This window comes from uncultured Campylobacter sp., assembly GCF_938045625.1.
Taxonomy (GTDB): Bacteria; Campylobacterota; Campylobacteria; order Campylobacterales; family Campylobacteraceae; genus Campylobacter_A.
This window is the reverse complement of the sequence record NZ_CALIAV010000035.1, coordinates 1-20,701: the sequence shown is the minus strand read 5'-3', so window position 1 is coordinate 20,701 and position 20,701 is coordinate 1. Positions and strand designations below refer to the sequence as shown.

The 20,701-nt window shown below is 38.5% G+C and carries 19 protein-coding genes and 1 pseudogene; 9 read left to right on the top strand and 11 right to left on the bottom strand.

The window, feature by feature from the left end:
- Positions 1–66: 66 nt before the first annotated feature.
- The 3 genes from Q0386_RS03330 to Q0386_RS03320 all read right to left on the bottom strand — a co-directional run bounded on the left by Q0386_RS03330 (position 67) and on the right by Q0386_RS03320 (position 2,102).
- Positions 67–414, bottom strand: a complete 348-nt coding sequence (locus tag Q0386_RS03330; RefSeq protein WP_269430626.1) for a TonB-dependent receptor — start codon at positions 412–414, stop codon at positions 67–69.
- Positions 415–437: 23 nt separating this feature from the next.
- A complete protein-coding gene (locus Q0386_RS03325) occupies positions 438–1,406 on the bottom strand; it encodes a TonB-dependent siderophore receptor (RefSeq protein WP_299027060.1) in 969 nt (322 codons plus the stop codon).
- Positions 1,407–1,508: 102 nt separating this feature from the next.
- On the bottom strand, positions 1,509–2,102 hold the full coding sequence (locus Q0386_RS03320) for a TonB-dependent siderophore receptor (protein WP_299027057.1): 594 nt from the start codon (positions 2,100–2,102) through the stop codon (positions 1,509–1,511).
- A 251-nt stretch (positions 2,103–2,353) separates the two neighbouring features.
- Between Q0386_RS03320 and Q0386_RS03315 the strand changes: the two genes are divergently transcribed.
- From Q0386_RS03315 to Q0386_RS03295, 5 genes are all read left to right on the top strand, one after another.
- Positions 2,354–3,826 carry an aldehyde dehydrogenase family protein gene (locus Q0386_RS03315; RefSeq protein ID WP_299027077.1) on the top strand — a complete coding sequence of 491 codons (1,473 nt, stop codon included), beginning with the start codon at positions 2,354–2,356 and terminating at the stop codon, positions 3,824–3,826.
- A gap of 34 nt (positions 3,827–3,860) precedes the next feature.
- Entirely contained in the window at positions 3,861–3,986 is a 126-nt protein-coding gene (locus tag Q0386_RS03310; protein WP_299027053.1) for a hypothetical protein, read from the top strand.
- Between the two features lie 41 nt (positions 3,987–4,027).
- Entirely contained in the window at positions 4,028–4,795 is a 768-nt protein-coding gene (locus tag Q0386_RS03305; RefSeq protein ID WP_299027050.1) for a site-specific integrase, read from the top strand.
- Between the two features lie 180 nt (positions 4,796–4,975).
- Positions 4,976–5,221 (top strand): type II toxin-antitoxin system RelE/ParE family toxin, encoded by a 246-nt coding sequence (locus tag Q0386_RS03300; RefSeq protein WP_299027047.1) that lies wholly within the window; start codon positions 4,976–4,978, stop codon positions 5,219–5,221.
- Between the two features lie 77 nt (positions 5,222–5,298).
- Entirely contained in the window at positions 5,299–5,466 is a 168-nt protein-coding gene (locus tag Q0386_RS03295) for a helix-turn-helix domain-containing protein (protein ID WP_367272387.1), read from the top strand.
- 851 nt (positions 5,467–6,317) lie between these two features.
- Here the strand turns inward: Q0386_RS03295 and Q0386_RS03290 are convergent.
- A complete protein-coding gene (locus Q0386_RS03290; RefSeq protein WP_298793037.1) occupies positions 6,318–7,229 on the bottom strand; it encodes an AraC family transcriptional regulator in 912 nt (303 codons plus the stop codon).
- 113 nt (positions 7,230–7,342) lie between these two features.
- On the opposite strand from Q0386_RS03290, the gene Q0386_RS03285 reads away from it, so the two are divergent.
- Positions 7,343–9,298, top strand: coding sequence for a TonB-dependent receptor (locus tag Q0386_RS03285; RefSeq protein ID WP_299027044.1), 1,956 nt, complete (start codon positions 7,343–7,345; stop codon positions 9,296–9,298).
- A gap of 8 nt (positions 9,299–9,306) precedes the next feature.
- A complete protein-coding gene (locus tag Q0386_RS03280; RefSeq protein WP_298793033.1) occupies positions 9,307–10,071 on the top strand; it encodes a hypothetical protein in 765 nt (254 codons plus the stop codon).
- Between the two features lie 264 nt (positions 10,072–10,335).
- On the opposite strand, the gene Q0386_RS03275 is transcribed toward Q0386_RS03280, so the two are convergent.
- The 3 genes from Q0386_RS03275 to Q0386_RS03265 all read right to left on the bottom strand — a co-directional run bounded on the left by Q0386_RS03275 (position 10,336) and on the right by Q0386_RS03265 (position 13,764).
- Positions 10,336–11,502 (bottom strand): MFS transporter, encoded by a 1,167-nt coding sequence (locus Q0386_RS03275; protein ID WP_299027040.1) that lies wholly within the window; start codon positions 11,500–11,502, stop codon positions 10,336–10,338.
- 425 nt (positions 11,503–11,927) lie between these two features.
- Entirely contained in the window at positions 11,928–13,463 is a 1,536-nt protein-coding gene (locus tag Q0386_RS03270; protein WP_299027037.1) for a hypothetical protein, read from the bottom strand.
- Positions 13,464–13,497: 34 nt separating this feature from the next.
- On the bottom strand, positions 13,498–13,764 hold the full coding sequence (locus tag Q0386_RS03265) for a hypothetical protein (protein ID WP_299027034.1): 267 nt from the start codon (positions 13,762–13,764) through the stop codon (positions 13,498–13,500).
- 543 nt (positions 13,765–14,307) lie between these two features.
- On the opposite strand from Q0386_RS03265, the gene Q0386_RS03260 reads away from it, so the two are divergent.
- Together Q0386_RS03260 and Q0386_RS10180 are read left to right on the top strand one after the other, a co-directional pair.
- Positions 14,308–15,453 (top strand): site-specific integrase, encoded by a 1,146-nt coding sequence (locus tag Q0386_RS03260; RefSeq protein WP_299027031.1) that lies wholly within the window; start codon positions 14,308–14,310, stop codon positions 15,451–15,453.
- A 167-nt stretch (positions 15,454–15,620) separates the two neighbouring features.
- Positions 15,621–16,028: pseudogene (locus Q0386_RS10180) on the top strand (Fic/DOC family N-terminal domain-containing protein); the annotation flags it as partial.
- A gap of 257 nt (positions 16,029–16,285) precedes the next feature.
- On the opposite strand, the gene Q0386_RS03250 reads toward Q0386_RS10180, so the two are convergent.
- From Q0386_RS03250 to Q0386_RS03235, 4 genes are all read right to left on the bottom strand, one after another.
- Positions 16,286–16,909: an SLATT domain-containing protein gene (locus Q0386_RS03250; protein ID WP_299027028.1), complete on the bottom strand. Its 624-nt coding sequence runs from the start codon at positions 16,907–16,909 to the stop codon at positions 16,286–16,288.
- Positions 16,906–18,213: a hypothetical protein gene (locus Q0386_RS03245; RefSeq protein ID WP_299027025.1), complete on the bottom strand. Its 1,308-nt coding sequence runs from the start codon at positions 18,211–18,213 to the stop codon at positions 16,906–16,908. Before Q0386_RS03245 ends, Q0386_RS03250 begins: the two co-directional genes overlap by 4 nt.
- 43 nt (positions 18,214–18,256) lie before the next feature.
- A complete protein-coding gene (locus tag Q0386_RS03240) occupies positions 18,257–19,840 on the bottom strand; it encodes a type II toxin-antitoxin system HipA family toxin (RefSeq protein WP_299027022.1) in 1,584 nt (527 codons plus the stop codon).
- A gap of 373 nt (positions 19,841–20,213) precedes the next feature.
- Positions 20,214–20,701 (bottom strand): hypothetical protein (locus Q0386_RS03235; protein ID WP_299027018.1); only part of this gene is annotated, 488 nt, incomplete at its 5' end.

Here is a 20,701-nt window from a genome sequence, read left to right as displayed (position 1 = left end):
TATAAATAGAGTTAAAAATTTTGGCGGACCGAGCATTTTTGGAACGATCCGCCTTGCAAATTCTAATTAGAATTTATATCTTAAATTCGTGAAAAACACCCTTCCCTCTTCCGGATAGCCTTCTCTATACTCGTAGTTTTTATCAAACAAATTTGAAATGCCGGCCTCTACGCTTAAATTCTCCGTCGGTTTGTAGGTAAGCTTTACATTTGTCACGCCAAATCCAGCGATTTTGTGATCTATGTGCGTAGTTCTGCCAGTTGGCACTCTAGACCACATACTTGAGCTTAACTCTTGAGAGAGATATAGGCTAAGTTTTGGCATAAATTTATAATCTGCATATAAAAATCCTTTGTGTTTTGGTAGATCATAGACCAGCGCGTCTTTGCCAGCTTCTTTGTATTTTGCGCTCATATAAGTGTAGTTGCCGCCTAGCTCTAATTTTGCGTTGCAAAATAGGCTGCACCAAGCTCAAAGCCTTTATAATAAGCCTTGTCGACGTTTACGTTCATCTCTCTGGTTTGTGCAAATTTAGTAACACTCGTAGTTCCTATGGCATCTTTAACTTTTGAGTAAAATATCGCTGTTTCTAGCCTCAAAAACTCGCCGAAACTCCTTTGATAGCCGATTTCATAGTGATTTGCTACTTCAGGTTTTAGATACGGGTTTGCAAAATTTCGCCCAAACTTCTCGCTATACCTATCTTTCATACTGGCAAAATAGGTCTTTTTGGCATAGCTTAGGCTTAGTTCGTCATTGCCATCAAAACTGTGTTTGATGGCAGCTTGGTAGTTAAAGGCATGCTTTTTGCCTACGTCAAAAGAGGTTAGCTTGTAGTTGGCGGGATTTCTACCTCCGCCGCCACCACCTCGAAACTGGATATAGTCTTCGGCTTTTACAGCATCTCTCGTGTCGTAACTAACGCCTAAGATCAACTTAGTAAAATCCGTAAATTTATAAGTATTTTCAAGTGCAAAGCTGTAAGCCTTATCCGCAAATGTTACGGTCGGCTCCGTACCAAACGGGCCAGTGTAGTGTATCTTATATCCCATGTGCTTATCTTTTTTGTAGCTTGTGGCAAATTTAAGCGTATCTTTGTCGCCTATATCGCCGCCAAGCTCCAAGCCAAAGCCGTACGATTTATCCTTATATTTGCTATCTTCAAGATTGTTTATGTCATACATCTCGTTTTTAAACTCATCTGCAAAAGCTTTGGTGTTTACATAAAGACTATTTGCGAACTGCGTATGAGATAGCCAATATATGCTTTCTTTGTCCCATTTCGGCCACTCCCAAAAGCGTTTTGCCATGTTGTATCTGGCGTAATGGCCGGTGTAGTACGGCTGCTCTTTTTCGCCTTTTTGATTGATATAGGCGATGGCGTACTCGTAGGTTTCGTTTGGCATAAAGCCGAATTTTATATTAAATTTCTTATCGCGCTGTACGGAGTTATCGCGTCTGCCGCCGTCTTCGTTGCGAGTAACGCCCGGTTTAAAGTCGTGAGAGAGCTACTGTCCCGCATCCTCCATATAACTACCGCCGGCTTGCACGTAAAATAGCTCTTGCTTGGTGCCGATACTGAAATCAACGTTGTTACCGTAGGTTTTGGCGTTTTTGCCCGTCTCAAAGCCGTAGCCGACGCTACCCTCAAACTCTTTCGTCGGCTTTTTGGTGATCAAATTTATCGCGCCGCCCATCGTATTTGGGCCATAAAGCACGGAGCTAGAGCCCTTTAAGATATCGATCCTGCTAAGATCAAACGTCGTAAATCGCCCAAAGTCCGAGCTACCATCATAAGGCACGTAAACAGGAATACCATCGATAAATAGCGGCACTCTGCGCGCGTCAAAGCCGCGAACGTAGAAATTTTGCTCGGCGCGCGGGCCTTTTTTATCTACGTAAACGCCAGGCGTGCTGTAAGCGACTTCCGAGAGACGCTTTATCTCATTCTTTTGCATCTGTTGCTCATCGATAGTCACGACGTTCGTGTCGCTTTTTTGTATGCCACCTACGCTTTCTACGACTTCGACTTGTCCTAGCGTAAACACTTCGCCGTGTAGTGCCATCGCAGCACAGCAGGCGATCAGGCCAATCCTTTTCATTAGCAACTCCTTGAAAATGAAATTTTTATTATATATTTTATAAAATACGTTTTTAACGAAGTTGAAATTATCAAAATATAAAAAATTAATTTTATTTCATGCATAGTTAAATTTGACTTAAAAATCGAGGTTTTTAAAATGAAATTTAAATTTCTACTTTGCATTGACGACACGGATGAGCTAGGTGGAGAGCTTTACCTGCAGGGTCTTTCTGAAAACTGGGCAAATTTAATATACGGTAAAATTTTCTAATATATAATCAGGCTTTAAAAACCAAACAAGGAAAATATCGTGAAAGAGTACAAGGCAAGTATGTAAGCTCGAGCGCCGACACCATCGTAGATAGCATAAATCCCGCCAACGGTTCGGTGTTTGCCAAAGTGCATATGGCTAGCAAAGAGGACATCGAACTAGCCATCGCAAGCGCTTATATAGCGCAAAAGCTTTGGGCAAAAACGACCCCTCGCGAAAAAGAAGCCGTGCTTTTAAGGGCGACTGAAATTTTTGAAAGAAGGGCGGATGATATTAGGGATATATTGATACGAGAAAGCGGCTCGACGATCGTAAAATGCAACTTTGAAATTAGCATCGTTAGCGATATATTCCGCGTTGCGGCGGGTGAGGCTAGACGCGTAACCGGTCAAACTTTCGTTTCAAACGACGACGGGGTTTTTTCGTATGCCATTCGTCGTCCGCGGGGAGTGATCGCCGGAATTTCGCCGTTTAATGCGCCAATGATTCTAAGCAGTAAAAAATTTGCCTTTGCCATAGCGGCGGGCAATAGCTTTGTATTAAAACCATCGTCAAATACGCCAGTTTGCGGCTTGGTGTTCGGCGAAATCATGCAAGAGGCCGGTTTGCCAGCCGGCGTGCTAGATATCATTCCGTGCTCAAGTAGCGTGCTTGGCGAAACATTTCAAGAAGATAAGCGTATATCCATGATAACGTTTACGGGTTCGACCAAGGTCGGCAGGCATATAGCTCAAAGCGCGGCGAAAAATATGAAAAAATGCACCCTTGAGCTAGGCGGGAAAAGTCCTGTTCTCGTTCTTGAGGATGCGGATGTTAGCTACGCCATAGATACCGCGTTTTTCGGTATCTTTATGCATCAGGGTCAAATTTGCATGGCAGGCTCGCGAATCATAGTGCATGAAAAAATTTATGACGATTTCGTCTCCAAATTTACGGAAAAAGTTAAATTTTTACAAGTCGGCGATCCGACCGATGCGCGCACTGTTATCGGACCGCTTATCGAGCGTAAACAATGCGAATTTATCGATGATTTGGTTATTGACGCAAAGAAAAAAGGCGTGTGTGTGCTAACCGGCGGCACGAGCGAAAACAACTTTTATATGCGGACCACCGTCGCGGATGTTACGCCGAGTATGAAAATCTTTTCAACCGAGGCGTTTGGGCCGGTTGCGGCTATTATCAAAGCGCGAGATTTAGATGAAGCCATAGAACTAGCCAATAGTACGGATTATGGACTAAGCGCGACCGTCATCACTCAAAATGTCGCCAACTATCTGCGCTGCGCCGAGGAAATAGAAACAGGGGTGCTACACGTAAACGGTCCTTCGTTGCAAGACGAGGCGCATATTCCTTTCGGCGGAGTAAAAATGAGCGGGCTGGGTCGCGAGGGCGGGCATTTTTCTATCGAGGAGATGACCGAGCTAAAATGGATCACCGTCGAAGGCATAGGAAATCATAAATATCCATTTTAAATTTATTTAGCTTGTAAGGCTTTATGATTTTGGGTTGGTTTTAGTCTGCTTAAATTTAGTAGTAACCAAGAACAACAAAAACTCGCTTAAATTTGACAAGATCGCGGACGCCTTTTTCGGCTTTAAACTAGAAAAGAGCCCGATAACGCTACCAATATAAAAGAACAAAGGCAGGATTATGAAATTTACCATAAGGGTAAATTGGGAGATCTAGCTGCGACGCAGATAACAGCCGAGATGATAAGCAAGCACCATAAGGATATCTCTCAAATCATCTCCCCTAAAACCAAACGTAAATTATCGCAATCTCGCATCAATGCCATAATGGGCATAGTTAGGACGATTTTTAATCACGCCATAAAAGTAGGCCTAATTAATCACATTAGCCCATACAAGATAGAACTAAAAAAACCGAATAACAAACGAGAGAGATTTTTAGAGCTTATAGAGATAGAGCTTTTGCGCAAAGAAGTAGCAAGTAAAGAAGACTTTGCGTTAGAGCTATTCGTGGAGCTGGCTTTATGCACAGGAGCTAGGTTGGAGGGAATTTTAAACATCAAGAAAAAGGATTTAGCACTATCCACTAAATCAGTTACTATAAGCGATTTTAAGACAAAGAGCACTTATGCTGGATTTTTAAGCAAAAAAGCGTTAGGAATGATAAATCAAATTTATACCGCCCTGTCTCCGAACGACTCTTTGGTAAATAAACCAAAAGCTACTATTCAAAACGTCTTACAGCCGTTACTTAATAAGCTCTTTAATCAAAATTTAGATATAAGCGACGCAACCAATAGAGTAGTTATTCATACCCTTAGGCATACGTTCGCTTCGCATCTTGCTATAAAAGGCACTCCGATACTAACGATAAAAAAGCTAATGAATCACTCCGATATCAATCATACTCTAAGATACGCTAAGCTGATGCCAGACAGCGGAAGAGAGATGGTGGAGACGTTGTATGAGTAGGTTTATACAAGTTATTTATTCGGCGACAAATGTGTAAAAAACTGCATTTTATATCATATATGACATAATAAGGCTTAGTTACGCAGAAGGGTTGCAATGTGGAGCGTAGAGTTTGCAAGCGAAGCCATAAAAGACGAGTTCTTGGAGCTGCCGACCGGACTTAGACAAAAGAGGCTATAAATGTTCGAGCTCTTAGAGGCTAGGGGTAATACCTTGGGAGAGCCGTACACTAAAAGCATAAAAGACGGGCTGTTCGAGATACGCATAAAGTCGGATGAAGGAATAGCTAGAAGCATATATTGTTATGAAATCGGCAAAAGAATAATAATCCTACTAACTTTTGTTAAGAAGACACAAAAGATACCTAAAAGTATACTAAATTTGGTAGAACAAAGATTAAAGGAGTTTAAAGATGGCAACCGTTAATTTTAGAGAAGTTTTAAAACCCCGAATTTAAAGCGCAATACGATGCGCTGGAGGACGAATATAAAGCCATAGAAGCTTTGATAGACGCTAGAAACGAGGCTGGGCTAACTCAAAGCGAGGTAGCTAAAAGGATGGGCATAACCCAATCAGCCGTAGCTAGAATAGAAAGCGGGGCGTATAATATCAAGTATAAAACATTCTTTAACTACATAAAAGCTTGCGGCAAAAGAGTGGCGATAGTGTAAGTAAGATTAATTATCTAACAAATACTCAAGTCAATACAGGAGAAAAATTAAGCTTTGTTGATTCTCAAGACAGCGTTCTTGCGGATACGATAGTTAAGATTTGGAAAAGTAAGACTCTTATAGCATGAACATATTTAAAACGCAACTAAAACGAGGGTTTTAATACGACTGCGAAAACGAATACGGCTATATTATAGCGATGCTTGTTTTATTAAACAATCTTAACCCCGCACAAAATGCTCTTCTTTTTGATTCTTATTTCTTGCTCAAAAACAATCTCTACTTTAATACTTATTTATGCTATAAGAATACTAGCAACATCTTAATTTTAAAATTTGTGCTAAAATACCAAATAAAAAAATAAAAGTAAATTTCCATATAAACCAAAATTTACTTTAACTTAATAAAAACAATCGCTTCAAATTCCATCATGCAGTCTTAGAGCTTGATATCATTTATCAAAACATCAAGAATAAACAACCCCTACATAAGACAATATGTTAATACTTACTTAGCAAACTCAAATGAGTTTGCTGTAAGGTCTTGGCAGACGGCCGATATTTTTCTTTGGCCGAGCAAAAGAAAAATATAAAAACTTAGACGAAACTTCATCGCTCGAAAATGATTTTTCGTAGATAAAACGTCTAAGTTTTTTAATAGGAAGCTTTTAACGATCATTCGTTAAAAGCTTATAAAAGCTTCCGATTTGCAAGCATAAGCGGCGTACAATATACGCCTTGGTAAGCACTGCTAATTTGAGCATATTTTTATATGTGGTCATCACTAGAAATATTATCTTAACAGGCTTTTGAGCGCCGTTTGCGGCAAATTTACGGGCAAATCTCGTAAAATCAATAATAATATTTTCTATTTTTCATCAAATTTTTGGGTGCCGTGCCGTAATAATCGCAAAAAAGCTTGCTGAAGTGGCTTTGATTTTTAAAGCCCGTCGCAGCCGAAATTTCGGCGATATTTAGCTCTGAACCTTGCAACATCGCCAGCGCTCGCTTCATTCGCTCTTCGCGTAAAAATTCGTAAGGAGTTTGCCCAAACAAACTTTTAAAGCCGACTTTAAGCTTAAATTCGTTCAGCCGCACCTGTTTTGAAAGCTCTTTTATAGACGGCGGATTTTTGATATCTTTGCTTAAAATTTGCCTAGCTTTTTGTAGCGCGTTTTTGTCCACTTCGTCTAGTATAACATTCTTATTTGGGCATTTTAGGCGGCTGAATTCGTTATAAATAAGCTCTAAAATTTTACTTTCTAAAAGCAGTCTTTCAAGCGGCTCGTCGGCGTTTAGCGATAAAATTTGGTTTAATAAAATTTTATTTACGGCGCAGGTGTCGTTTTGCGAGACGAGTTTATTTGCGCCAAGCTCGATAAGATCGCCGAAATTTGCGCTCATAAACGAGTTTTCTAGGAATAAATTTATTCCCGCGTGCGCGCCACCGTAAATCTCTTGATCCGAGCTTGGTAGATCGACCGAGCTGATCGTGGATAGTCCGCTTTTGTATTCGATTTTGCCATTCGCCGAGCTTAGGCTGATGCCTCCTTGTAGGGTGAAATTTATAAAGCAGCCCCGCAAAGCGTGAAAATCGCCGACTATTTTGGTGTCATCTTTGGCGTCCATTTTTATCGCGCCGAAGGCTATTTCATCGCTTAGCGCTATATTTTTGGCGCGGATTTTGACGCCAAGACCAGCCAAAACTCCGTCTTCGCTGCTATTAAATTTATCCATAAAAACGTCTGCGGATACCGTGCGCAAATTTTTCCTTTAAATATAAAAATAAATCCGTCATTTGTAAATTTCGGGTTGATAATAAATTTCAAAAATATTATACTATCCTTAAAGTAAAGAAATTATAAAAGGAGTCTAAAGTGAGAAAAATTTTGCTTTTAAGTGCGGTTGCGGCGCTAGCGATAGCGGCTCCCGCTGTGAGGTTGGATGAGGTCAGCGTATCGGTTCAAAAGATCGATGAAAACGCTAGCGAGGTGGCGGCTGCGGTGAGCGTGCTGGACGAAAAAGAGTTGCGGCTTAGAGAAGCGAAGGATCTAAACGGGCTTAGGAGCGCATCGTCAAATTTATCGTTTTTGCAAGGCGGAGGCATTTCGCTTTTTATCATGCGCGGCGTGACGAGCGATTACGCATTTGATAGCCCAAACGTCGGGCTTTATCTGGACGGCATTAGTTATCTTGGCACTTACGGTAACTACGTATTTTTGGAGGATATCGAGCGTATCGAGATCCTAAAAGGGCCTCAAAGCGCGCTTTACGGCAAAAATGCCTACGCAGGCGTGATAAATGCGGTCTCCAAAGCTCCTACCAACGAACCGCAAGCAAAGATCGGACTAAAGCTTGGCGAGGATAGCCTGCGTGGTATTAGTTTTAGCGCGGGCGGAGCGATAGTAAAGGATAAATTTCTGGCTAGTTTTACCGGTTTTAGCGAAAAGAAAAACGGCTTTATGTATAACGAAAATTTAAACAAAAGCGACGACTACAAAGATACCCTTTACGGCAAAATTTACTTTAGATTTTTACCTACGGACGAGCTTACGGTGGATCTTATTCAAAACCATTACAAGATAGCTAACGGCGCGCAAAGATCGAATTTGCCTAGCGCAGCCAATAGAACGCGCTACGCCAACGGCATGGAGGGCGAAGAAAACGCCAAAAACTACGAAGCATCGCTAAAGGCAGAATATAAATCGAGCGACTATGCCCTTACTTCGCTTACGACTTTCAGGGATTATAAAAACGACAGTAGTTACGACGGTGATCATCGCCCCGCGTCCTTGTTGGATGTGTATTACAAAGAGGACAGAAAGGATTTTACGCAGGAGTTTAGATTTAGCGCCGATAACGCGTATGGCAAATTCGTCCTAGGCGCTGCAGCGGGCGCTACGCAAAGAGACGTGCGAAGTAGCGTAAACAGCGTGATGTTCGGCGGTATTCGCTCGCTGCAAAATAACAAAACCAGAAGTAAAAACTACGGCGTTTTTACGCATAATGAAATTTATCTGCCGCTTGATTTTTCGGTTATTTTGGGAGCTAGATTCGACAAAGATAGTGTCAAATTTCAAAACCGCATGAACGGCGAAAATTTAAGCGATTCATATAGCGCGCTATCACCCAAGATTGGACTAAAATACGCTATAAACGACGAGGTTACGGCGTATGCGAGCGTATCTAAGGGTTATAAGCCGGGCGGTTTTTGGGCCGCCTCGCCTACGTCTAAAAAATGGTACGATAAAGAGACTATGACTAGCTACGAAGTCGGCGTAAAGGGGGCTTGGGAGCGGTTTGAGCTAGGCACCGCCGTTTTTCGCGCCGATATCAAAAACAAGCAAGTAGTAAGCGTCATTGTAGCGCCTAATATCACGGTGGCAGAGAACGCCAGCAAGGCGCGCTCCCAAGGCTTTGAACTAGACGGCGCCGTGCTTTTGGCGGACGGATTAAAGCTTAGCGCAAATTTGGGCTACGCAAAAAGCGTCTTTAAAGACTACAAAGACGCACAGGGCGATTATAGCGGCAAATACGTCTATTACGCGCCAAGGCTAACTTATGGCGCAGGGCTTTCATATGAGGCTCCAAGCGGATTTTACGCGGCGGCATTTTTGCGAGGACAGAGCAAATTTTATACCGATAAGGCCAATGTCGTAGAAAACGCAGGCTACGCGACCGTCGATGCAAAAGTAGGCTTTAATCACAAAAATATCAACGTTTATATTTACGCTAATAATCTTTTCGACAAAGATAACGACGTAAAATACGCCACTATGCACTACCTGTCCGACCCTCGCGAGATCGGCGTAAAATTTGAATATAAATTTTAAGGAAAAAGATGAAAAATTTTAAATTTAAAAGCGGCGAAAATCTAAGCTACGACGACTTTGGTAGCGATTTTAAAGATGTTTTGGTTTATCATCATCCGCTGATGATTTTTCCGCAAAATACCTTGATAAATTTCTGCGATAAAAATCAAATAAGGCTTATTTTGATATATAGAAGCGGGCATTTTAACAGCTCGCTTTTTAGCGCGGATGATAGTTTTTTAAAATTCGCCCTGCGCCTAAAAGAGTTTTTCTCGGCGTTAAATTTGGGCGAATTTAGCGTGCTGGGCGAGTCGGTGGGCGCGGCTTACGCCTACGCTACGGCAGTAGCTTGCGGCGAAGAGGCGAAAAAGGTATTTATACTAAGCGGATTTAACGCCCCGCCCGAGCTTTTGACAAGCTACTCCGACTATGCGCACATAAAGGAAATTTATGATTTTGCATCGCACAATACGCCTGAAAATACGGCGCAAACGGCGTGGGAAAAATACGGCTCGCAGGCTAAGGGTGCGCTAAAAGAAGCGATAAAAGCGCAGCTTAACGGCATCGGCTTTGACCTCTGGCTCCAAGCTAGGCCGTGGGGATTTGAGCTAAAAGACGTCTCGCAAAGCGTGCTTATGTATCACTCCAGAGCCGACGAGGAAGTACCTTTTGCCGTCGCTTCGCAAGTGTCGAGGATGCTACCGAACTGCGAACTAATCGCCGCCCAGGATACGCCTCATCATAGCGCAAAGGCGCTTTTGGATTTTTTAAAGATCATCAAAGAGAGGTTGTAAATTTAGCTTTTGCGTAAATTTTACGAGCCAAATAAGCTCGTTTTGCGGTTTTTCTCTCGTTGCGAGCGGGTTTGCTTGATGCGGGATTAAATTTACCGCCTTTTTTGCGCCCGAGACTTAAATTCGGTCTTGCGTTCGGGTGCATTTAATCCGCATTGCCGACGCGGGCTAAATCTGCAAAGCGATTTGCAAAACTCTGCGAAATAAATTTTACGCAGTTTTTTGTACTAGACGGCGACTTAAATCCCGCAAAATCGTAATCCGCTAGATAAATTTATAAATCTTTATAAAATAAACTAGGCTCAAAACGCAAAACGCCGCCGCGCCCAGCACGACCGCTCCGTAACCCAACGTCCCCGCCAAAAGCGTTCCGAGATAAAACGAAAATATCTGAAATGTCATACTTAAGCTGCTTTGCACGGCGTATTCGCTAGCGGGTCGCCGTCCCGAGGCACGTTGCATCATCATCGTGGAAATTATCGTCGCTTGCGCCATATATACCGCATACGCCGCGCTCGAAGCAAAAAGTACCGACGCGCGGTCCGTCCAGCCGACAATAGGTAACCAGATGGCCAGGATGCCTAGCGTCTGCATCGCTACGGCGTATAAAAAGGCTCTTTTGGTGCCTAGCTTTTTTACCGCAAAGCCCGCCGCGAGCGCACCCGCGAAGCCAAATATCGTGCCGTATATGTGCAAGACCTCGCCGATATCTTCCAGCTTCCAGCCGATATCTACAAGCATCGGACTAAGCAGTCCAAACGCCGCGCAGATACCGATAGATTGTACGAAAAGCACGCTAAGCCAAGCCTTTTTACCCTTAAAAAAGCCAAACATCGCCCTAAAATCCAGCCCCTCGCCGGCGTTTACGCGCTCAGGCTCTTTAAAGAAAGCAAGGCTAAGCAAGGAAACCGCTATCAAAGACGTCAAGAATAAATTCGCCTCGCTCCAGCCGAATTTTGCGTAGATTACGAGCGTTAGGCCGTTACCGGATACGTGTCCTATCAATCCGCCGCTAAGCTTGAGGGCGTTTGTGAAGCTTAAATTTGAGCTGTTTGAAATTTTAATAAAAAATGCGTTCGACGTCATCGTCCAGGTGGCCGAGATAAAGGCCAAAAGCACCGCTAAAGCGATTACAGCAGGTAAATCGTCGCGCGGATTTAGAAGCGAAACCGCATATAAAATCGCCAAAGTAAGGCACTGAAAGACTAGGATAATCTTTTTGTAACCGCCTATTTTTAGCGCTATAGCGTCGATAAACGGCGACCACAAAAAAGCCAAAACCGCGAAAAGTCCAAGCCCTCTAAGCGCGCCGACGCGCTCTAAACTAAAACCGTCTTGACGCAGGATGCTAACGAGTCCCTCGCCGAAAAATCCGATGCAAATAAACTGCGCGATGCAAAGGCTAAGCACAGTTAGCGACCTGTAAAGCAAATTTATCCTTTAATTTTTTAGCTAGATTATATTTAAATGGATAGGCGTTATCAAGAATATTTTGACGTTTGGGGGATAAATTTTTATATTTTAAGAACTTTTGACAAAATTCGGCCACATCACCAAAGTATAAAAAGATCTAGGTATACGCTCAGATTTGGTGTAACCAGCTCGCACATTATATAACTTGGTATATGTTGGCAAAAAAGAAGCTTATTAAATATGCTGACTAAAAATTTTGGTAACTTTATATTCGAAATCAAAAACCAATCCAACTAAAAGCCTATCCCCATACCGTCTTTGCCGGCTATTTTGCTTTTTATTTCATTTTTTATTTCTCTAGGCTCGTCATCTAATAGCTTACTAAAATTCGGTATTAAATTGCTTATTTTTGAGATAAAACTAATAACCTTCGTTTTAAAGCTTTATAATATAGATAACTTATTCTGTAAATTTTCTATCGTTTCGTCTTTGTTTTTTACTTTTCCTTCCAGCTCGGATATTCTTTGGTCTTTGCCATTTATAGAAGTTTGTAGTTTAACGATTTGTAGTCGTTTACTATCATTGTCTTCTTTCAAAGCTTCTTCGTTTCTTTGCGATGCTTCTAGTTCCTCGTTTCTTTGTTTCAAAGACTGATTTGTTTTTTCTTTACTTTTTAGCTCTTCGTTGGCTTTTTCAAGCTCGCTTTGCAGGGCGTCTTTTTGATTTGCTTTTTGTTTCAGTTCGTCTATTTGGGCTTTGTCGGTCTCAAGGACCGTTATTTGATTTTGTAGTTTAATATTTTTATCTTCTTCTTTAATTAGTTGCAACGAAAGCTCACTTATTCGCAAATTTTTATCTTTTATAATATCATCTTGATTATTTAGATTTGCGTTTATCTCTTTTAGCTTTTCGTTTTCTTGGATTAGCTCTTCGTTAGATTGCTCTAGTTTATTATTTTTTGCTATCACTTCACCTTTGTTTAAAAGTTGCCTAGTTAGCTCGTTCACTCTTTGCTTTAGTTCGCTATCCGTAATTATGCTTATATTATTTTGCATTTGCTCTAAAATCAAATTTGTAAGGTCTTCTACAAAAGCTTTGTTGTCCTTGGCTTCTATTCTAAAATATTCTTTACCGAACATAGGTTTTTCCTTTTTTATATACTTCCTTGCTTCATTAACTATCAATTGTCTAATTTTATTTTTAAACTCTTGCTCGGCACTATAATCTTTTTCAGTGCGGTGCATTTGCTTTAGATTTTTGTGCCTCATCTTGCTACCAGGCTCGCCGCGCAATGCTATACCCTCAAATGCCGCCCCTCCCATTTCTTGCATACTTCTGCCGAATTTACTCGTATTTCCTTTTCCGTCGAATCTTAAATTTCTATGTTCTTTAAAGAGATAATTCGTAAAAATCAGTTGATAGTGTTTAGTCTTTTCGTCGTTGTGCTCGCTAATCAATAAACACTTTACACCATATTTTGCACAGTACGATCTCGCAAATTTAAGGACTCTGTCAAGCGAGACCTGAGCGTTGATAAAATTTACTTCGGTTTTATTTAGTCCCTCTTTGGATTCTTTATTCCGATCGGTACCGAAACTTATGACTATTTCGGAAAACCCGACCATATTTTCTCGCCAACGATTCTTTACCACCTTGCCGTTTTTATAAGTTTTAGTTTGGGCTTCGTAGTCGGCTTTCATTTTTTCGTGATATTCTCTCAAAAGCGCTTTTATATATTCCTTATCATTAAATTCTTTATCTCCTGCTGTGATCTCTCGCATGTGGCCGTTGTTGCCATACTCATTAAGCACTATGTATCTATTATTTCGGCTGTTACCTCTAAGATACCCAATCTTAGAGGCGTGTTTGACCTCTCTAACATTGTGCTCATACCTTATAATAGCCTTTTTGAGCGTCAAGAATTCGCTTCTTACACAAAGAACTAGGCTGTGTCCGCCTATTTGAAGGGCATTACTCATTTTTGATCCTTTTCTTTATTATCTACTATAGAAATTAAGAGCATGTTTTAACCCTTTTTTGAAAAATATAAGCCGCAATATCAGTTATTGCAAACGCTATTCGAGAATTCTTTGCATCTCCCATTTTGATATAACGTGGAATATCCCTGCCCTGCGATATACGAAGATCAAGAGTGGATATACCAATACCAAGAACCGCTGCGGTTTGCTTTCTGCCTAGAACTACCTTTCCTTTATATTGGCTAGATATGTGCTCAAGAAGCGTTTTGTACTCTAGGTCGTTATATAACTCATTAAGCATATTATTTTTCTCCTTCTGCTTAGTTCTTACATAACTAATTACAGCAACTTTTCATTTACTTTTAGTATTTTGAATGGTTTTTGGATAGTTTTAGAAAAATTTTTTATACTCTATGGTTCTTTAGGGTATTTTAGAGTAATTGAGAGTAAAAACTTATTTTCATGTTTTTAAAAACAAAAATAAGGCATCTTAGATTGACCCAGAAAACATAGTGAGAAATTGGAATACTAAAAAAATTTAGGAACAAATAGGGAACAAATTTTATAAAACTAAGAAAACTTAAAGCTCTTGAAATATCGATAAAATCGGGATTTAAAAAGGATTTTTTAGTATAGATGGCTCCGGATGATGGATTCGTATAATATCATTTCTTAAAGTATTTTATATGCCTCTAAAATACCACATAATACCCTATAATAGGCACTTTTATCAATTAAGTTTACTCTAAGCTATCTTAGAATATCATGTATTTTTACAAAAACAGAGGGGAAATAAAGGGGGAAAAATGCTACGCCACTTTTTAAGCAAAAGGAGAAACCTTAAATGGCTTTAATGTCTTATAATAAATTTGCAAATACAAATAAATATCCGGGAGTTAGAATTTATATTTCCGAAAATAACGATATGATTTTTTACGTAAGGCTAGACGGCAAAGATATAAAAGTAGGCTCAAAATCAGAAGGTGTGAACGTAACCTACGCCTATAATAAAAAGAAGGAATATGATACCAAAAAGAGAAACGGCGAACTGCCAGATAGCATAGCCAAAAAACAGCTTGCTAAAAGTGGTTTAAAGTTTGATGACATAGCAAAAGCATTTTTTGATTATAAGCTCGAACAAACGCCAGATAAAATGGAAAACATTAAAGAGCAAATCTGCATGTACGAGCAGTATCATAAAAGTAAATTCGGAAGTATCGCTACTAGCTTGATAAGCTCCGAGATGATACAAGAGCATTTTAAAAACATAAAGGAAACAGTGTCTAGTAGAACCGGCCGCAAGCTATCACAGTCGCGTACAAACGCCATCATGGGCATAATAAGAACGATTTTTAACTACGCTATAAAACAAAAACTTATATCTCATCTTAGTCCATTTGATATAGAGATCAAAAAACCAGATAATAAACGAGAGAGATTTTTAGAACTTATAGAAATCGAGCTTTTGCGCAAAGAGCTAGCTGGCAAAGGAGATTTTGCTCTAGAGTTATTCGTAGAACTTGCTTTATGTACTGGAGCTAGGCTTGAAGGTATTTTGAATATGAAGAAAAAAGATATATCGCTTTCAAATATGAGCGTAAATATAACCGACTTTAAAAGCAAAAATCCAGAAAACAAAAGGTATACGGGATTTTTAAGCGATGAGGCATTGGCGTTGATAAACAAAATTTACACGAAAATTTCGCCAAATGATGCTCTTGTCGATAAACCCTATGCCACCCTCCAAAATGCTTTGCAGCATCTATTAAACAAACTCTTTAATGATGGGCTTGCGCCAGAGGACAGCGCAAATAGAGTCGTAATACACACGCTAAGGCATACGTTCGCCTCTCATCTAGCCATAGCCGGCACCCCGATACTAACGATAAAAAAGCTCATGAACCACTCGGATATCAATCACACCCTAAGATATGCAAAGCTGATGCCTGATAGCGGTAAGGATATGGTGAAGAAATTATATAAAGTATAATTTTGTAGAAAAAGTTGTATAATCCAACAAAACTATTAGGAGGGCTGAGATGTTCGATTTTGTCGCTTACCATGTTTAAAAATAAAACCATAAATTTAAATCGTATATATTATATATAGGCAAACACAATGACTCAAAAAAGAGAATTTATACCGTAAGAGCTTCCGCTGGATTTAAGCCTACCGAGCAAATTTATAAAGCACTAAATAGAGCCTCAAGAAAACTAGGCGAACTAAACGGCTTTATAAAAATAATTCCAAACCATGATATTTTGATAAATTCTCTCGTTTTGCAAGAGACAAAAGATTTGAGAGCGATCGAAAACATTATCACGACGCACGATGAGTTATTTTTAGCGCAAATAGACGAAACCAAGATAGCACAGAGGTTATGAACTACGAAATCGCCTTAAAAAAGGGCTACTCACTTATAAAAAAAGATAATCTATTCTTAACTCGTCATATACTAGAGATTCAAAAACGCTTACAGCGTAGTAACGCCGGATTTCGCACTCAAAGCGGAACTATGCTTAAAATCCCGCCACGGGCGAGATAAAACATATACCGCCGCAACACTTGGTACTCTATATAATTTACAATATGATTTTAGATAAATAATTGAGACATTAATTTTGAAATTCAAAAAGAACCCATTGAGACAAGAATTACCAAAAAATTAATCTTATTAAATACTTAAAAATATTTTACTTAAATCAATACGATATGAGCTATAATCCATCACGGTCACAGGATAAGGCACATTATAATAATTTTTTGTTAAACAAATAATGCTCATTAAATATCGACCTTATAAAAGCCATACTTCTACTGCGTCATGAGCAAAAATTTATTAACATACCCCAAAATACTACGATGCAATCAAAAAATACTAATATCAATAGTCCAACAAACATGAAAATACAAATTACAACAAAAGATAATGGAATCTTGTCTTTTGTCGTTAAGCTTAGTTCGTCAGTCAGCCATTTTATATGTGTTCTCCATTGCCAAAAGAATTTGTAGTGGGCAAACCAGTCGCTTAAAATTATTTGTTTAGGTTTTGAAATTCGATAAAACCCCTCTTCGAGTTCTTTTAGTTTGGATATGTCAGTATCTAAATTTTCTGTATTTTCTTTAGACTTTACTTCATAGTACAAGTCTTTCATACTATTAAAAATTTGGGTTAATTCGCTAGCGGCTCTACTGTATTCAACTTGATTTTCATTGTACTTTGAAATATAAATACTTATGATTCCAAAAATTATCAAACACGTTGAAACTATTTTTGTGCCAACTACATCAAAACATAAAGCTAAAACGCCTATGGCCAACGATAAGAACTCAATAATTCCAGGAACTTTTGAAGTAATATCATAGGTTGCAAAATGTTTCTTTGCACCAAATCCTACATTATAAGCACTCTGTGCTATTCGTTTTAGCAATAATTCTTTAGTCATTTCATCTCCTCTACAATAGGCACATCTATTATATCTCTTGCCACAACGACATTGTTTTGGACTATATAACACTCTACTAAATGGTTGCCTTTAAATTTAGTATGCTCTATTTTGGTTTTGTCTCCTTTGATTATTTGCCCTCTTATTTCATCTCTTTTCTTGGCCTCATCACCGCGGTTTAGAACCTTCCAATATATATCATAGTCGCCAACCGCTGTATTTTTGATTATTTCAAATTCTAATTTATTTTTTGGCAATAAATTTATTTTTCGTGCTAGCATATTTAATAATTTAAATGGTCTAAATCCATTCTGTGTAACATTACAATCAATTTCTAAGTCAAACCTTATATCAATGTCAAATTTGTTCTCAATAAACTCTTCCGTATTCCTATACTTTTCATTAAGGGATTTTGTTGAATTATTTTCTCTTAAAAAAATAGTTCCAAATATTTCTTTCCATTTTTTATCGGCAGCTACCTCATGCCCTTTATCCTCATATTCAATGGCTTCCAAAGACGCATCATATGCTTTTTGGGCTTTGCTCTCAAATTTCCCTTTTCTATAAATTTTTTGATTACTACCTACCGCATGCCAGTATTTTTGCTCTTTATTTTGATTTTTTAAATACCCAAAAAAGTCTCTAATCATCCAATGATAGTGCGAATATGATTTATTTTTATACTCCCAACTCTCTAAAAAATTATGAGCAAATGTATCTATCAATAATCCACCAATTGGTACGCTATGCTCATCTTTCCAAGCTCTAGTCATTCTACATAACCTTTTTAAATTTTTATTCCACTCATTATTTTTATCTTTTATTGTTTTTATTTCAGGTCTAGGATTTGTCCTCTTCCAGCTACCGCCATTATTGGAGTTGGGGTGTTTAAAACTATCGTCGCTATTTTCAAAACAAGGCACAACTTCAAAACAAATTCCATCACTAAAATCAACAACAATAACCTGACCATCCGCCCTTGTGTCAGTTTGTGAATATGTCTTTTTAATAGAATCTTTAACATCCTGGAGTAGAGCCGACTGTCCATTCCCGCTATAGTTGTTATACTGCGAGTATTTCTCATAAGGAAGCCAAAATAACATGTCAATATCGCTGGTTTTTGTTTCAGTATCTCTCCCATATGAACCAACATACAAGCTATGCTCTTTCTCCGAGTTTTTATTCCAAAAGTCATTGTTCAATCTTTTTGTAATTTGTTTATATCTATCTGATATTTTTGCTATCTTATCATCCGGTATACGTAAAATATAAATGAAATTTTCAAATTTACTAGCAATGCCCATGTTTTGCTACAACCTTTCTATTTAATAATATTTGTATCAAGCCTTATATCTTTATCCCCAACTTCTCAAACCATCCATTTCTTTTTAGGGTCTCGCACCTTTGCTCAAAATGCTCCATCATTACTTCCGCAAGCATAGTTTTGGATTTTATTTTGACTCTTTTGTCTTCGGCATTGGCTCTATCTTTTTTGTAAAAGTATAGCCCATCAAGCTTTTCTAGCTTTTTTATATACTTTGGCATCTTTTTTATATAGACTTCTACTATATTTTTTGCCGACTCGTTAAACATAGCTCTATCAACCTTAGCTCTTTTTAGTATTTCTATAAAGTCGCTATATCTGATATTGGTCTGCTTGCCGTTTATACTTAGATGTGATTCGTAGTTTTTGATACCTTCGTAAAAACCAGTGCAGGCAATATCGTAAAGAGGAGCCAGTAAAATTTTACCATTATCATAGATAACCGATATGTTTTTAGTATGCATATCCTCATGTCTAATAAGAAACGAGTAAAAATAGTACTCAATCATTCTAAGCCTATCTTCGCTACTTGGCAATATCTTGGCCGCCACATCAAAGAGTTTTTCAGATGAGGCTTTATATTTATCCTCGCTATTTAGCCCCATAAACGTAGAAAACTCTTTTCGCTGAAATTTATAAGCTCTAATCCTATCAAAATACTTTATAAAGTAGTGATACTCTTTATCTTGATCTCTTTTAAACACTCCGCTCATCGGCACGTCAAATCCTAACTCGTTCTTAGCAAAACTCATATGCAAATGCTCGTTTATAGCAATATGCGGAAAATAGTAGTCGCTGTTTTCATCGGCTTTGAGCGTATCGTATGGCTTAATAAAAAACGTCGCATTATCCTTATCGCTAGCTATTTTTATCGTGTTGTTTTCTACAACCACTTGAAGTTTATGTTGATAGCCGGACAAACTCATAGTCCTTACGTGCTTTATCTCCTCACTATCGCTCATAAATTTGCCAGGAAAAAGCGAAACATCGTCTATATCAACATTGTATTTTAAAATATTGGGAAAAGTATTAGCTCCTAAAATTTTGGCCTTTTGGGAAAGATAGCTTTGAGGTTTTATCTCGCGATTAAATTCTAAAGCACTAGCAGAAAACACAAGATCGTTCTTGCTATAATCATTATGTAGCAGCAAGAAAAACTCCGTAGCGTTGCCAGCCTTATCTATTAAAATTTTTCTATCTATTCCCTCTGGCAAAGACTCCTCAAAGTCCACAAAACAGCTCTTGCTCGTATAAATTTTAAAATCAATCGGCATTTCAAATTTTACGCCATGCCTACCATCAAGTAAAAAATCAGTATCATATGCAAAATAATAGCTATCGTAGTCATAGCCCAAATAGCCCACCAAAACTTGATTTTGATAAATAAAAAGGCGATTTTCAAAATGAGAATACTCGTTAGAAATTTCATAAGCCGTGCTTGAGGCCTGCCCTACTACTCTTATTCGCTTTAGCTCGCTTAGCTTTTTTAGCTCGTTTTGAATAGTTCTTTTTGATGCTCGTTCTACACCATTTTCTATCTGCGTTCTTGCAAGCAAAGTTTTGCTATTTTTTAAAATTTTGACTATTTCTAACGTTAATTGGTTCATATTACAACCTTAATTAAATCTTATCTATATGCGCAAGTTGCACGAGAAGTATAGTGCAGATAGTATTAATATAATCTTAAATATATGCGCGATCTACATGATATAGTAAAGAATAGATTATATCTTTCAAATCAAATTCTAATGCTTGGGCGAGGATACTTCTTGTCTGACAAGTCCGACAAAAAGTATCTCGTTAGGGATTTATCCCTAAAACCCCATCCGTAGCCTCTTTGGTTTTTATTTATTTATTTACCAAAAATGGTCATTTTTATGTTACTTTGTTTATTTTAATGTTTCATAAAAATACTTAACATTTCACAACAAAACAATTAATATAATTTAGTTTGTCAAATATTAGAGATGAAAAAAGCAACTATATTAAAAAGCCTTCTTTTATGGCATTCTTATAAAGTTCATACAAAATAGTAGCCTGCTTTACGGATGGAAGAACTATAATTCCAGTTGCAACTTTTGTTAAGATATCCATTTGTTTCACAGGTATTTGGTGCTTTATTTCATCTTTTTCATAATACTTTAAAATCTTGCCCCAATCTTTAAATTTGACGACAAATGATTGAACCTCTATTTCATCGTCAAGTTTCTTATCTTTCCTGGCTTCTTTTTTTATATACTTTTCTTCTTCTACGCTACTTAATATATCATCGTCAAATTCTAGACTCAATTCGATATCTTTTATATTATCCCAACATAATTTCTTCTTGCACCATTGGCCTATATTTGCATTACCTTCCGGCGGGTTAGTTATACTAGTATAAATTTTGCTAGCAACTATAGAGATTATATTCTCTAAATTATTGGATATTTTTTGCTCATCCCATATCCTAGAGAAATTTAAAAATA

Excerpts from the sequence above, each read along its gene's own strand:
- Q0386_RS03330 (WP_269430626.1), bottom strand. The coding sequence starts at position 414 with ATGAGCGCAAAATACAAAGAAGCTGGCAAAGACGCGCTGGTCTATGAT.
- Q0386_RS03325 (WP_299027060.1), bottom strand. The coding sequence starts at position 1,406 with ATGCCAAACGAAACCTACGAGTACGCCATCGCCTATATCAATCAAAAA.
- Q0386_RS03320 (WP_299027057.1), bottom strand. The coding sequence starts at position 2,102 with ATGAAAAGGATTGGCCTGATCGCCTGCTGTGCTGCGATGGCACTACAC.
- Q0386_RS03300 (WP_299027047.1), top strand. The coding sequence starts at position 4,976 with ATGTTCGAGCTCTTAGAGGCTAGGGGTAATACCTTGGGAGAGCCGTAC.
- Q0386_RS03280 (WP_298793033.1), top strand. The coding sequence starts at position 9,307 with ATGAAAAATTTTAAATTTAAAAGCGGCGAAAATCTAAGCTACGACGAC.
- Q0386_RS03270 (WP_299027037.1), bottom strand. The coding sequence starts at position 13,463 with ATGAGTAATGCCCTTCAAATAGGCGGACACAGCCTAGTTCTTTGTGTA.
- Q0386_RS03265 (WP_299027034.1), bottom strand. The coding sequence starts at position 13,764 with ATGCTTAATGAGTTATATAACGACCTAGAGTACAAAACGCTTCTTGAG.
- Q0386_RS03260 (WP_299027031.1), top strand. The coding sequence starts at position 14,308 with ATGGCTTTAATGTCTTATAATAAATTTGCAAATACAAATAAATATCCG.
- Q0386_RS03250 (WP_299027028.1), bottom strand. The coding sequence starts at position 16,909 with ATGACTAAAGAATTATTGCTAAAACGAATAGCACAGAGTGCTTATAAT.
- Q0386_RS03245 (WP_299027025.1), bottom strand. The coding sequence starts at position 18,213 with ATGGGCATTGCTAGTAAATTTGAAAATTTCATTTATATTTTACGTATA.
- Q0386_RS03240 (WP_299027022.1), bottom strand. The coding sequence starts at position 19,840 with ATGAACCAATTAACGTTAGAAATAGTCAAAATTTTAAAAAATAGCAAA.